18 protein-coding genes, 3 tRNA genes and 1 pseudogene are annotated in these 13,148 nt (G+C 26.3%); 11 read left to right on the forward strand and 11 right to left on the reverse strand.

All coding sequences use genetic code 4. The features are described from left to right. Nucleotides 1-2: 2 nt before the first annotated feature. The 7 genes from ACZ91P_RS15695 to ACZ91P_RS15725 all read right to left on the reverse strand — a co-directional run bounded on the left by ACZ91P_RS15695 (nt 3) and on the right by ACZ91P_RS15725 (nt 2,837). A complete protein-coding gene (locus tag ACZ91P_RS15695; RefSeq protein ID WP_465157247.1) occupies nt 3-587 on the reverse strand; it encodes a hypothetical protein in 585 nt (194 codons plus the stop codon). Further along, nucleotides 569-1,216: a hypothetical protein gene (locus ACZ91P_RS15700; RefSeq protein WP_465157248.1), complete on the reverse strand. Its 648-nt coding sequence runs from the start codon at nt 1,214-1,216 to the stop codon at nt 569-571. Before ACZ91P_RS15700 ends, ACZ91P_RS15695 begins: the two co-directional genes overlap by 19 nt. A gap of 115 nt (nt 1,217-1,331) precedes the next feature. Continuing rightward, nucleotides 1,332-1,607 (reverse strand): hypothetical protein, encoded by a 276-nt coding sequence (locus ACZ91P_RS15705; protein WP_465157249.1) that lies wholly within the window; start codon nt 1,605-1,607, stop codon nt 1,332-1,334. After that, entirely contained in the window at nt 1,513-2,028 is a 516-nt protein-coding gene (locus ACZ91P_RS15710; RefSeq protein ID WP_465157250.1) for a DNA adenine methylase, read from the reverse strand. Before ACZ91P_RS15710 ends, ACZ91P_RS15705 begins: the two co-directional genes overlap by 95 nt. 36 nt (nt 2,029-2,064) lie before the next feature. Then, the gene (locus tag ACZ91P_RS15715; RefSeq protein WP_465157251.1) at nt 2,065-2,304 is read right to left on the reverse strand and encodes a DNA adenine methylase; all 240 of its coding nucleotides are present in this window, start codon (nt 2,302-2,304) and stop codon (nt 2,065-2,067) included. 219 nt (nt 2,305-2,523) lie between these two features. Continuing rightward, a complete protein-coding gene (locus ACZ91P_RS15720) occupies nt 2,524-2,772 on the reverse strand; it encodes a hypothetical protein (RefSeq protein WP_465157252.1) in 249 nt (82 codons plus the stop codon). After that, a complete protein-coding gene (locus ACZ91P_RS15725; RefSeq protein WP_465159026.1) occupies nt 2,772-2,837 on the reverse strand; it encodes a hypothetical protein in 66 nt (21 codons plus the stop codon). Before ACZ91P_RS15725 ends, ACZ91P_RS15720 begins: the two co-directional genes overlap by 1 nt. 602 nt (nt 2,838-3,439) lie before the next feature. Here ACZ91P_RS15725 and ACZ91P_RS15730 point away from each other — a divergent pair. The 5 genes from ACZ91P_RS15730 (at nt 3,440) to ACZ91P_RS15750 (ending at nt 4,571) form a co-directional block, all read left to right on the forward strand. Next, complete coding sequence (locus ACZ91P_RS15730) at nt 3,440-3,664, forward strand: acyl carrier protein (RefSeq protein WP_465157253.1); 225 nt, start codon at nt 3,440-3,442, stop codon at nt 3,662-3,664. Nucleotides 3,665-3,678: 14 nt separating this feature from the next. After that, entirely contained in the window at nt 3,679-4,164 is a 486-nt protein-coding gene (locus ACZ91P_RS15735) for a Fur family transcriptional regulator (protein WP_465157254.1), read from the forward strand. A 71-nt stretch (nt 4,165-4,235) separates the two neighbouring features. Then, nucleotides 4,236-4,311: transfer RNA gene (locus tag ACZ91P_RS15740), tRNA-Trp, on the forward strand. Between the two features lie 81 nt (nt 4,312-4,392). After that, a tRNA-Trp gene (locus tag ACZ91P_RS15745) sits at nt 4,393-4,467 on the forward strand. Between the two features lie 11 nt (nt 4,468-4,478). After that, nucleotides 4,479-4,571 (forward strand) — tRNA-Ser (locus ACZ91P_RS15750). A 55-nt stretch (nt 4,572-4,626) separates the two neighbouring features. Here the strand turns inward: ACZ91P_RS15750 and ACZ91P_RS15755 are convergent. Together ACZ91P_RS15755 and ACZ91P_RS15760 are read right to left on the reverse strand one after the other, a co-directional pair. Continuing rightward, entirely contained in the window at nt 4,627-5,484 is an 858-nt protein-coding gene (locus ACZ91P_RS15755) for a DegV family protein (protein WP_465157255.1), read from the reverse strand. A 15-nt stretch (nt 5,485-5,499) separates the two neighbouring features. Further along, nucleotides 5,500-6,342 (reverse strand): DegV family protein, encoded by an 843-nt coding sequence (locus ACZ91P_RS15760; protein ID WP_465157256.1) that lies wholly within the window; start codon nt 6,340-6,342, stop codon nt 5,500-5,502. Between the two features lie 153 nt (nt 6,343-6,495). Here ACZ91P_RS15760 and ACZ91P_RS15765 point away from each other — a divergent pair, with 153 nt between their 5' ends. The 6 genes from ACZ91P_RS15765 (at nt 6,496) to ACZ91P_RS15790 (ending at nt 10,836) form a co-directional block, all read left to right on the forward strand. After that, the gene (locus ACZ91P_RS15765) at nt 6,496-6,711 is read left to right on the forward strand and encodes a hypothetical protein (RefSeq protein WP_465157257.1); all 216 of its coding nucleotides are present in this window, start codon (nt 6,496-6,498) and stop codon (nt 6,709-6,711) included. 60 nt (nt 6,712-6,771) lie between these two features. After that, complete coding sequence (locus ACZ91P_RS15770; protein ID WP_465159028.1) at nt 6,772-7,560, forward strand: M20/M25/M40 family metallo-hydrolase; 789 nt, start codon at nt 6,772-6,774, stop codon at nt 7,558-7,560. A 2-nt stretch (nt 7,561-7,562) separates the two neighbouring features. Next, nucleotides 7,563-8,189: a YtpR family tRNA-binding protein gene (gene ytpR / locus ACZ91P_RS15775; protein WP_465157258.1), complete on the forward strand. Its 627-nt coding sequence runs from the start codon at nt 7,563-7,565 to the stop codon at nt 8,187-8,189. Continuing rightward, on the forward strand, nt 8,176-9,198 hold the full coding sequence (locus tag ACZ91P_RS15780; RefSeq protein ID WP_465157259.1) for a nicotinate phosphoribosyltransferase: 1,023 nt from the start codon (nt 8,176-8,178) through the stop codon (nt 9,196-9,198). The genes ytpR and ACZ91P_RS15780 overlap by 14 nt, the downstream gene beginning before the upstream one ends. A 41-nt stretch (nt 9,199-9,239) precedes the next feature. Further along, nucleotides 9,240-10,304, forward strand: coding sequence for a hypothetical protein (locus tag ACZ91P_RS15785; protein ID WP_465157260.1), 1,065 nt, complete (start codon nt 9,240-9,242; stop codon nt 10,302-10,304). Nucleotides 10,305-10,650: 346 nt separating this feature from the next. Continuing rightward, nucleotides 10,651-10,836: a hypothetical protein gene (locus tag ACZ91P_RS15790; RefSeq protein ID WP_465157261.1), complete on the forward strand. Its 186-nt coding sequence runs from the start codon at nt 10,651-10,653 to the stop codon at nt 10,834-10,836. A gap of 803 nt (nt 10,837-11,639) precedes the next feature. Here ACZ91P_RS15790 and ACZ91P_RS15795 read toward each other — a convergent pair. Beyond that, entirely contained in the window at nt 11,640-11,939 is a 300-nt protein-coding gene (locus tag ACZ91P_RS15795; RefSeq protein ID WP_465157262.1) for a hypothetical protein, read from the reverse strand. A 29-nt stretch (nt 11,940-11,968) separates the two neighbouring features. Next, nucleotides 11,969-13,141, reverse strand: a pseudogene (locus ACZ91P_RS15800) (spiroplasma phage ORF1-like family protein); the annotation flags it as partial. Nucleotides 13,142-13,148: the final 7 nt, after the last annotated feature.

Below are 13,148 nucleotides of genomic sequence, written 5' to 3' on the forward strand. Positions count from 1 at the left end.
TTTTAAAATTCCCAACCAATAAACCACTCACTGTTCATATAGAATTTAAACAGTTCAGGAGCCAAAACAAACTGTTCTGCTTTGATTAAAGTTGTCATAACGACAATAGGGACATATTTAGGATTTTTATAATATATTGTTAAAGCAACTTCATCCGCAACTGATAAAGGAACAATTTTAGCTGCTGAAAAAACATCAGAACCATAAGCAAAAGGTAATAATTGACCTTTTTTAATAGCCTTAGTTTCAAATTTAGATAATATTTTTTTAGTTTTATCAGTAATTTTACTAATTACTTTTTGTTTAATAGTAATTATTTGTTTTTCAATTAGGGCTAATAATTTTTTAGTTACATTTTGAATATAAAAATTTGGGTTTAAATGATTTAAAATTTTATTTAATTTAATTGGTGTTTGATGAAAAATATTTAATAATTTATTACTATATATTTTACTGCCCCTCATTAAATTAACATTTAATAGTAGATTTTTACCAACACCTTTTTTATAAAGATTAGTCATAATATTATATCACTCATTAGTATTAATTTTACTTATTTTATCAATATTTAATCTATATTCAGACAATCATTTATTAGCATTTTTTTATTCACGCGTGGTATTTTTTGAACTAATTTAGGACTTATTTTTTGAATATTTTTCTCAATTTTTAATAAATTATTAATTGTTTCTAATTTAGAAACTTTAAAACCTTTATAAAAATCATTTCGGACTAATTTTCCAATTGTATATAATAAAGTTTCATTATTAGCCTGCTTTGTAAAATCAAATATTAATTTAGAAGATAAAATCTTTTTATCTATAACTTGCCTTACAACATCTTTTAAATTATTAGCAGTTATTACACCTAATTTTTTAAGTAGTTTAGTTTCTTTTGCTAATTTTAAAATTCTAGTTGTTCGGACAGCACGCGTTAATTTACCAATTCCACCAATTGCTGGTAACAAATTTAAGGCGGTACTTTTTTCTGTTACTTCTGATGTTAATTTATCATATATTTGATTTACGGCAAAATCGGTTGCTGTTTCTACTCCAAATGAGATAAATGCTGCGGCAAAATTAGATAATCCCGCACCAAGACCAACAGCCGAAGCAATACGACCAGTTAAAACTGATAAACCAAGTGCTAAAACTTGAATTCCTAAAAATTCTAATAACTGTAAACCAAAACTTTTTTCTTGTTGTTGGATTGACAATCTAGTTGGATTTTTTTAACAGCATAAATAAGGGCTGTTTTAGATGTTCCAATTGGCATATCATTTATCAAACGAAAAAGTACTATTTTTTAGTACTATTAAGAATTTTTAATTTTTACATCAATTGGATTTGTGTTTTACCAGTAGCCTTGTTTTTACCTTTAATTTGGGCAAAAACCTTGGTATCATTTGTAATATTTATTGGTCAATCAACACCATTACTTTCAATAAAGTAATTAAAATCACTTTCAGTTAAAGAACTATTTACTGCTTTTACTGCTTTTAAAACAACATCTTTAAATTGTGGTTTTAACTGTTCGGCTGTTGCTTTTGTTGGGTCTGCAACATGAATTATGACAATTAGTAGAACTATAAACTCATTTAAATTCATTAATATTAAATTCTTTAAACAAGTCTTTAATAAATTCAGAATTATCAATACTTAAAATTCATTTACCTTTAATGTTTAAAATATTATCTTTTAGTTCATAAAAGTTCATTTTTGAATGTTTATAAACTCTTCCTTTATTATAAAAATATGGTGGATCTAAATATCAAACAATATTTTTATCCATATAATATTTATTAATAATATTTTTATAGTCCAAATTATAGAACTCAATATTATTTTTAGAATCAACTAATAGTCTTCTAACATTTTGAATTCTTAATAATTTATTAAAATTAAAATTTTGTTGTAATCTTTTATCTGTTCAAGTTCCTCATTCTTTTCCGTTAAAAGTTAAAGCATTTTTAATTAAAAATTTTTCGCCTGTATTCAAACAATAATCATTTGCTATCTTTTCTTTCATTTCATCAATAGTTTTTGAATTAGGATATACCAATTTTTATAAATAATCTAATTCGATTAAGTGAATCCCTTCCCGCCAAAAGTTAATCAAGTCACTATGTAAATCATTAAAGACTACTTTGTTACATAACTGCTGGTCTAACACATTTAAGCCAACTGAAGCACCGCCACAAAATAAATCTATAAATTTATCAAATTTAGCCGGTAATAATGCTTTAATTTTATCAAAGTGTTTAGCTTTTCCGCCTGGCCAAGACAACGGATTAATAAATTTCATTCTAATCCACCTTTACTATAAAATGTTTAAATAATGTATATGTATTGTAATAAACATTGTTAAATATATAAAATTAAAAATTAAGGCACACTGAAAATAACTACTTAGTTTTAACTAATAGCTATCAAAATATAAAATTATACGTTTATAATTAATCAACTCACATAAAAACTAGTGTATCAAAATATATGAATAGCTATGGATCAGTTATAATAAATATTAAAAGCCTTTAACCATGACACGGAAAAAGTTTAATATTTTAATAATTACTCAAATTCCAAATGGAATTAAAATAATTCAAGCATCACTTAAAAAGGTCATTAATTGTGATAACACAGCATAAACAGCATCTTTAACTTTCATCATTGCTTGTCCCAAACCGCTTCAAATAGAATCCATTCCGCCTGAAATAGTAGGAGTATCTGTAGCTAGAAAATTAACAGCTGTTGTTAAATACATACCTAACATTATTCTTTATCACCCTTGTTTTCAATTTCTTTTTTATCTTTTTTCTTACCTCGAATTTGACGAATTTTTTAATAAATCGAATAAACCAATTCAAGCAAGAATTCCTAAAATAATAACAATAATAAATATTCATGTTAACCATACTGGCATAATTTAATTCCTGCTAAAAATTTAGCTTGCGCGGCACTCTCCGCGTGTTCGCTACGCTCAAAAATAAACAATATTGAATAAATTAGGCGGATAATTTATTCATTTTCTTTTACATTATTAGTTACTATCTTATTAACAGTATTAATAACATTATCTTTTCGATACTTAATTACTAAGGACCGCAAAAGAAAATAATGTTTTGTTTGCATAATTTCAACTCCTTAAATTAAATTTTCTATACATAATTTGATAATATTCGTTTTCATTATTATTTTTTAAAATGTTGAATTCCGCAAATGATGTTTTTTTATCATCCAACAAGTTATCTTAGTTTCTATTATAGTAATGAAAAAATTAGTTATTCAAAAACAATAATTGTCTATCATTATCATAATGAACAACAATTATATCAAGCTTGGAAGCTTACATTAGAAAGCTTACACTAGTGAATGCTATTATTTTATTGCTAAACTTGTTATAATTATATTAATTATTAAGAGAATGTGAGGGATTTTAAATGAATGTGCTAGATGAAATTAAAAAAGTTTTAAAAGAACGTGGAATTTCTAAACCAATTAATTTAAATACGGAGTTTAAAACATTAGGATTAGATTCATTAGATTTGATGGTTTTAGTTATTGAGGCTGAGAAAAAATGTGGGATTCAAATACCAGATGATAAATTAATGGGTATTAAAACAGTTGCAGATTTAGTTGAAGTTATTAAAGAAATTAAAAAATAAAGGAGCTGGTGGCAATGGCATTATCATATGGCGGGATTGTACAGTTATTAAAAAGTAAAAATTACCGAATTACTGAAATTAGGTTAGCAATTATTAAAATTTTATCAGAAAAGCAACATTTAACGTTAACTGAAATTGTAACATTATTAGAACAAGAACTTAAAAATGTTAATTTAATGTCAGTTTACAACACAATTGATTTATTAATTAGTGAGCATATTGTTTTTACAAATTCTTTTGATGGTAAACAAATTTGATATGATTTAGCAGAAAACCCATCCTTTCATATGGTTTGTGATATTTGTAAAAATGTTGTTCATATTAAAGATACGAATATTTTACATGAAATTAAGTTAGATAATTTAAAAGATGTAATGACAAATATTAATTGAGAACCAGTCCATTTTAAAATTGAAGGGCATGGAATCTGTGACCAGTGCCATAATAAAAAATATGAATCACTTCAATTTGAAGAGTACTTCAATGAAGAAAATAAGTAAAATTATTTGCTATTTTCTATTATTTTGTTAAAATTGTTAAGTGCTAATTTAGGCGCTTAATTTATCTTGTTAGGGGTATAGTTCAATCGGTAGAACACCGGACTTCAAATCCGGGTGTTGTGGGTTCAAGTCCTGCTACCCCTGCCATAACATAAAAAGATGAAAGTATGGAAATACTTTTTTATTTTGCCATATTTATCTTATTATGTTATGATTTAAAAAGGATTTAGGGGTGTAGTTTAATGGTAGAACAGCGGTCTCCAACACCGTACGTTGTGGGTTCAAGTCCTGTCACCCCTGCCAGTTTAAACAGTGGAAGTATACCCAAGTCTGGTTAAAGGGGGCGGTCTCGAAAACCGTTAGATGGAGTGATCCATGCAAGAGTTCGAATCTCTTTACTTCCGCCATTTAATGAAGAAAAAATGAAAAATCATTTCTAATATTAGAAATGATTTTTCATTTCTATTTAATTTGTGGAACACCAACAAAAGCAATTGTGTTTAACCCTGCATGTGCAACAAAGATATTAGCTAAATTTTCGGTGTGGTAATTAACTTTTAATTCATTTAATTTTTGTGTAACATTATCTCAAACTTTGCTAGCACATTCACTTGTTTTTAAAACAAATAATTGAAAGTTTATTTTAACTGTTTTTTTAAATTTTTCTCATGTTTCAACTAAAGTTTCAATTAAATTATTTAAAGTTCGTGATGAGGCAATTTTCTTAGGGTGTTCTCCTCATTGAATTAAAATTTTAATTTTAAATAAGTTAATTAATGATAATAAAACTTTTCCAACACGTCCACCTTTTGATAAACGATCTAAACTACCAGGAATCATTGCCATATATGTTTTTTGCTCAAGTTCATTTGTTTTTTCAATAATTTCTTTGACACTAAGCTTTTGTTTTGTTAATTCATTAGCATAAATTATTAATGTTTTTAAAGCAAAAGCTGCTGTATGATTACGAACAACATGAATTTTTCCACGATATTTTTCATCTTGACTTAAAAGATAAGCAGTTGCATATTGGCTTGAAAGTTTCTCAGCAATTGGATAATGAATAATTTCATCATATGTTTTTAAAATCTCGTCATATTTAATCATTAATTCACCAGTTGATGCTTGACTTGTTTTTGTTGTTCCTGTTTGAACAACTTCATAAAAATTATGTTTTGTTGCTTCTTCTTCCGTATCTAAGATATCAACTTCATTATTTAAAATAATGTGTAAGGGAATAACATGAATACCTAATTGTTTAATTTCTGCTGTTGTGAAACCTGCTGATGAATCAGTTAAGATTGCAATTTTTTTACTCATTGGTTGTACCTCCTTTTATTCATCTCAACATACTAGCACAACCGTATTTGCTCCTGTATGAGCTGCTATAACATTTGGAAAAATGTATGTTGAAATAATTTTAGCACCCGCGTCTTCAATAATATTGAAAACTTCTTTTAATGTTTCATCGTCTGTTTTTGAATGCAATAAAATAATGTTTTTTCAATTTTGCCGTTCTTTTTTTATTTGTCCTAAAGCTGTTTCAACAGCTTTTTTAAATGTTCTAGTTTTATCAAATTTATCAATGCGACCATCATATCTCAAAATAGGGGTTATCTTTAAAAGCGATGCTAAAGCTGCCGCTGCCGCTGTAATTCGACCCCCGCGTTTTAAAGTTTCCAAACTTTTTGGGATAATAAAGGCGCTAACTTTTGTTTTAATTAAATCAAGTTTTGATTGAATTTTTGTTAATTCAATTCCTTCTCCAATTCATTGATATACTATATCAATCATATATACTAGCAGTTGACTTACCCCGTCAGTATCAATAACAAAGACTTTGTTTTTATATTCATCGCCTTGAGCTAACATTGAAATATTTTCATGCTGACCAGATAGCCCCTTTGATAATCCCATAAAAACAATGCCATCATATTTTTTTAACAATTCGTTTCAAGTACTTAACATTTTTCCCATTGGAATTTGACTAGTTTTGATAACTTGATGTTCTAAAATATCATAAAATTCATTAAATGAAATAACATCTTCGTCATCTTCCACTTCACTTCCATCTGGAAAATTTAGTAATAATGGTAATAAATAAGTATCTTCATATTTTTTTAAATCGTCTTTCTTAATTCCAGACGATGAGTCGATTATTAATGCAGCTTTGCGCATATTTTTCCTCCATTTATTTCTATCTCTTAAGTATCATTGAATCTAAGTTAATATATTGTTAACATCTTAACAATATATTAATTATAAACTTTGATATAATAATTTCAAGGATGAAAGGAAGATAACAATGAAAATTACTACTGAACAGAAAAAATGTATGAGACTATTTTACAAGCATTTGGACCATCTGGATGTGAGCAAGAAGTTGTTAAACTATTAAAACAATATTATCAAAAATATACTTCAGAAATAATTCAGGATAATTTAGGGAGTTGCTTTGCTGTAATTCGAAATCAAAAAGGAATTACAAATCCCAAAAAAGTAATATTAATGGCACATGGTGATGAAGTTGGCTTTATGGTAAGCTAAATTAATAGTAAAGGTTTAGTTCGTATTAATCCATTAGGAGATATTTGGGAACAAACATTATTAGCTAAACGAGTAAAGTTATTAAAAGATGATGGAACGTTTTTGATTGGTGCGATTTCAGCAATTGCACCGTATTTGTTATTACCAGAAGCTCGATTAAAATCAACGCCAATTGCTAATATGTTAGTTGATTTTGGTTTTTCTTCACAAGCAAAAGTCTATAAAGCTGGAATTCGAGAAGGAAATTTTGTAATTTGTGAAGGTCCAACAGTTTTCTTAAATGATAAACGATTATTATCAAAAGCGATTAATAACCGAATGGGTGTTATTTTAGGAATAGAAGTTTTAGAACAAGTTAAAAATAAACAATTAGACTATGATTTATATGTTGGTTTTAGTGTGCAAGAAGAAGTTGGAACTCGCGGTGCTAAAACAGCGACAGCATTAATTAATCCTGATTTTGCAATTGTAATTGATGTTTCACCAGGACAAGATTATGAATCAACAACAACTTTTGGACAATTAGGGCAAGGTGTAATGTTACGTGGAATGGAAAATGGCTATATTACGCGTTATGATTTAATTCAATATCAACTTAAATTGATGAAAGAACATGCAATAAAATATCAATTTTATATTTCGCCGGGAGGAACTGATGCTGGAGCTGTTCATTTAACAACAGCTGGTATTCCAACTATTCAAGCGTGTTTAATTGCCCGTAATTTGCATACAATTAGTGGTATTATTGATTTAGATGACTTTAATGAAACAATTAAGTTAGTAACAACAATTATTGAAGATTTAGATGAAACAAAAATTAAAGGATTTAATTGAAGTAATAAGGAGTAAAAATGGGAACAAAAACAATTGGTTTATTTTATAATCAAGGCTTTGATATTTTAATGGGATATGAATCAACACCTGATACAGTTAATTATGTTATTAATAATGATTATGTATTATTTTATAATCAAAACCACCAATGTTGTGGGTTTAATTTGTTAAATGCTAGTAAACATTTAACAACATCTTTGAAGTTAGGAATTAATAGTGATAATTCTAATTTATTAGCAGAGTTAGGAGGTATTTTTAAACAAAAAGATTATTCTTTTAATATTAATCAACAACCACAATTTATTGTTGGCAAAATTCTTGAGCGTAAAAAACATTCTAATTCAGATAAATTAAATATTTGTCAAGTAGACATTGGTTTATCAACTGAACAAATTATTTGTGGAGCTGATAATTGTGATATTGGCCAATTGGTTGTTGTTGCACGTGTTGGGGCAATTATGCCTTCAGGTTTAAAAATTGTTCCTAGTGAATTACGAGGAATTATTTCAAATGGAATGCTTTGTTCTGAACGCGAATTGGGATTACCAATTACTATTATTGGCAAAAAAATTATGTTATTATCAAAGCAACAATATAATCTGGGAAATAGTTTTTGAAAGGAATATTATAATGGGCAAAATTAAGGCAGGGTATTATAGTGCAATTTATTTTTTAAAAACAGCAAATATTTTAAAAAATGAAAAACCAAATGATTTAATAACAATGCAGTTTTTTCAACGTGAAGAAAATGTTATTTTAGCAGGCGTTAATGAATGTGTTGAATTATTAAAAACAGAAGTTTTTAATGCGGAAAGTTTAGAAATCACTGCCTTAATGGATGGCGATTTAATTCAAGCTAATAAACCAGTTTTAAAAGTAACTGGTCATTATTATCAGTTTGGCCATTTAGAAGGTATTATTGATGGTATTTTAGCACGACAAACAAGTATTGCAACAAATTGTTATCGTGTATTACAAGCAGCTAATAATAAGCCAGTGATATATATGAATGATCGTAGTGATTATTATTATAATCAAGAAAATGATGGTTATGCTGCAAAAATTGGTGGAATAACTAATTTTGTTACAACAGCACAAGTAACAAAATTAGTTGGTAATTATAAGCCTATGGGCACTGTTCCGCATGCTTTAATCCAAGCTTTTAATGGTGATTTAATTGCAGCTTTGAAAGCTTATCAAAAGTTTTATCCAACTGATAAATTAGTGGCTTTAGTTGATTATAATAATGATGTTATTACTGATACTTTGCAAGTAGCACGTGCATTTTCAAATTTATATGCAGTTCGTGTTGATACTTCTCAATCATTAATCGATAAATATTTTCTTGGAAAAGAAGATAAGTATCCAAGTAGTGAAATTAATGGTGTTAATAAACACTTAATTCGTGCTTTACGTCAAACTCTAGATAAGGCAGGATATCAACATATTAAAATTATTGTTTCATCAGGATTTAATGTTCAAAAAATCCAGGATTTTGAAAAAGAAGGTGTTCCTGTTGATATTTATGGCGTTGGGGAATCGTTGGCAAAAATTAATATTGGTTTTACTGGTGATGCTGTTCAATTAAATGGTGTTGATCAAGCAAAGGTTGGGCGGAGTAATATTACTTCGAATCGACTAGTTAAAAAATAAGAAATGTTTTATAATATATGTAAATAAAGGGGGTTTTCATGATGAGCGAAAATAAAAACCATAAAATAGAGTCTTATTATAATCATGATGATGCTTATCCTCATTTAAAACAAGAACGAAAACAATATCAAAATGAAAACAAAAAAATTACAATTGAAAATAATAAGAATAAATCTCCTTTAACATCGTTATGTGAAGTTATTTCACCTTTATATGGAAAAAAATTAGATGGTGCTGATGAATTTAAAGTTAATATGTCGCATTCATATAAACAACAAAAAGAAAATAGTCCCATAACTTTGATTGAGGATGTTATTGCTCAGCGGGTGAGTGAAAAGAAGGCGGAGTTAGTAAAAATTCATATTATTGAAGAAAAAATTTCGTCTTTTGGTAAAACTAACATTGAACCATATTTTCGAAAATATGATCCAGTTACAAATAAAGAAATTATTCCATCAACTTTAAAAACTAAAAATAAATTATCTGAACCAACAGCACAAACGGTATCATTTTTATTAAAGCCACGAAAAAGTGGAGCAAATATTTTTGGCGATAGAACAGCTGAGTTAAAAGCAGAATTAGAACAAATTAAAGAAAAAATTCGTAATCCAATGCCACAACATAATGTTGATGATTATGAGCAAACAGCAATGTTTGAAGGAATTGAAGAGCAAAGAGAAATTAATGAACAGATTCGCAATGCAGTTGCTGAAGCTTATCATATTGATGATAATTTTTCTGAAGATATGCCATTAGAGCAACGTTGTCGATTAATCCAACATAATTCAACAAAAGCGGGAGCAGTTAGATTTAAAACGCTACTTAATTTACAAGAAAATAATTTAAATAATCAGTTTCTTCGTCGCCCGAAACCATTATCACAAAATGCATCAGGATATCATAAGAAATTGCATGATTTACGAAACAGTGATTCTGAACCAGATATGAATCACGTTAAAGAATATCATACTAATCGTAATCCTTATTTATCACGCATGTTAGAAATTGAAGAGCAAACAGCAAAGGAAGCAGAAGCAAAACGTCGTGAACGAATTAAAACACAAATTAATAATGTTCAAAGAGATAATGAAAATAATAATGAATAGGTAAGGAAAATTTTAAAAACTGATAGGGTGGTTAAAAGAATGAACAGGGGAATTAAGCAATTTTACTGTTGTTAATTTTTTTTTAAAATCTTTATTATAAAAAAATAATTTAAAAAATATTATAAAATATTAGTATGAATGAAATTATCAAAACACATATATTTAAATAATTTAACAAAAAGATAGGAATTAATTAAATGAATAGAAAAGTAAAAAAACAAACAATAATAATCGGAGGAACAACTTTTGGTGTCTTAACAACAGCAGGAGCTATTGCAGGTATTGTTTTTGGTATTAGACATATAAATATGGTGATTTTGAAACTGAAAAAAGCCAAATATGAGAAATGGTTAAAGAAACATCCAAGGATACTGCCCATGTTGTTTTTATTAACGGATTTGCTGGTACATCTCTTGTTGAAAAGTATTTATTTGAAAGTGTTAAAGGTAAATTTTCGATTGATATTATTCGTAGTTATATGGTTTCAGGTCGTGCAAAAAATGAGCAAGAACGTGTTGCTAAATATAATTAATAGTTTTCACACAATAATTTAAATAACCAAGTTAATGTTATTGATAAGCCTAATAGATTGTCGCATATGAAATCGTATTTTTGGTTTAATGATAAAAAAGAAATTATTCATTCTTTTACAGGTAATGGTAATTTTTCAAAATCTGCCTTATTAAAGGTCCCATCTTATAAAGAAGTTTTATACAATATTAGGGAGTGTTGCATATAAACGAGTATTACTTAATTTATTTAAGAACAAGAAACTTTTTTCTTTTATAAAAAAATAATAACACAAAAAAAAAAAAAAAAAAATACAAAAAATAACTTCATATTTTAACATACTAAAAAATAGTTTAAAAACTAAAATTAAATTATTTTAAATTAACTAAAATTAAATCGCATAATTTTTAAATCCAAAATATTTTTAAATGTTGAAAATAAAAATGTTTTATTCCCATATCTCAAACAAGATTTTACAACTCTTGAAACATCACTTTCAGCAGATACCGCCAATATTTCACTCTTTATTTTGATTTAAAATACCATTTTTTAAATTAATAAAATATCTTAATTTAATTCTTTCATTTTGCAATGATTTTAAAAAAGTTATAAATTCGTCGTATTTTCCTTGTAAAAATAATTCCTTTGCGTGTAAATAATTTTTAAAGGATTCTTTACTACGATTACTACAATATATATTATTCTTTAATTCTCTTATTGCATGAAATCTATACAAATATAAATATACCATCTAAAATTTTAGCAGTTTTTTTTAATTCATTTAGCACTATCCCCACCAATAATTAATTTAATATTTTCATAATTTTAAAAAAATTTTTGAATTTGTTTTTTAATAAATAAAGCATTAAATTCTGCTCCTAGAGTTTTCTTATTAAGAAAAAAATAACAATATTTTTTATTTAAAGATTTATTATTTTCTTTTCCAGTATTAAATGAAATTATTCTAACAGTTTGCAAATAAGATTTATTATTTTTATTTTTTAAAGTTACATGCGCATCATCCAAATTGATATATAAATTTTCTCAATTTTTTAAATCTATTTTTTTATCTTTTCTTTTTATTAATGCTTTTTGTAAAATACGTGAAACAGATGAAAAATGCAATTTACAATATACAATTTAATATCTAATTATTTGTATTTATCAGAAAAATAAAAGTAATGTGGATAAATTTTAAAACCATTATTCGCTAATAAACCATATTTTTTATTATATCCTTGTGTATAAGTATTATTTTCTAAATCAAAAATTGTTCGTAAATAATCTTTATAAAAATTTTGAAAAACCATAAACATACTATTTAATAATTTTTTAAATTGAGTTTTATTAATATTGCTTTCCTCAATTAAAATATCTGTAAAATTAACTAATTTTAAACCAAAAAAGTTAATTAAAACCGTATCATATTTTAAATTATCAATATATCCACTTTCAATAAAATTACTACGATTTTGAAATACTGGAACTAAAGAATGAGCAAAAAATGCTTTTAAAAATTTATTAATATCAATTTGAGCTTTCATCTGTTCAAAAATCTCTTTACCAGTATTAGGAGTATTACCCTGATAATAATTATATGTTTCAGCACTAAAATTAAATGTATTTTCCTTATCTTTCATAAAAGAAAATAAAAAACCTAAATCATCAGTATACCGATAATTATTATAATCATATCCATTTCAATATTGCTTAAGATGTGTTAACTCTAAACTCCCAGCAATAATATTTTTTCGTTCATCAATCGTTAAAATCATTCGATAAATTGATTTTTTAGTTAAAATAATACCAATACTAGACTTATTCAAATTATTAATAATTTCAAAATCAAAAATAATTCTTTGACTACCTAAATTTGGATCATCATAATCTAGATTACCACCTTGTTGAACTCGAATATTTTCTTGCACAATAGCATTAATATATTTTAATAAAAAAGAATGAGTATTTTGATAATTAGTATCAGTCCAAAAAATAACACTGCCAGTATCTGTATCAACATCTGGTGTTTGTGGTTCATTAGTTCCATCTCAATAATAAATTATTGCTTTTGAACTTCATGCTCAGGTATTATTAATATTTTTTGCATCTGTTTTAATTATATTTCATTGTTGGATTAGATATGGATAAATTACAATATATTTCCTATCATCTTCTTTTACATATTTATTTTTATCAGTAGAAGTAATTATTTTAGATGGTACTAAAACATCATTAACCCTAGGAATTAACTTTCAATTTTGAAACTTTAAATTAACTTGTTGCAAATTATCAACACTTTTTTCTAATTTATTTATAATTGTTAAAGAATATAAT

The organism is Spiroplasma endosymbiont of Halictus nicosiae, from assembly GCF_978018445.1.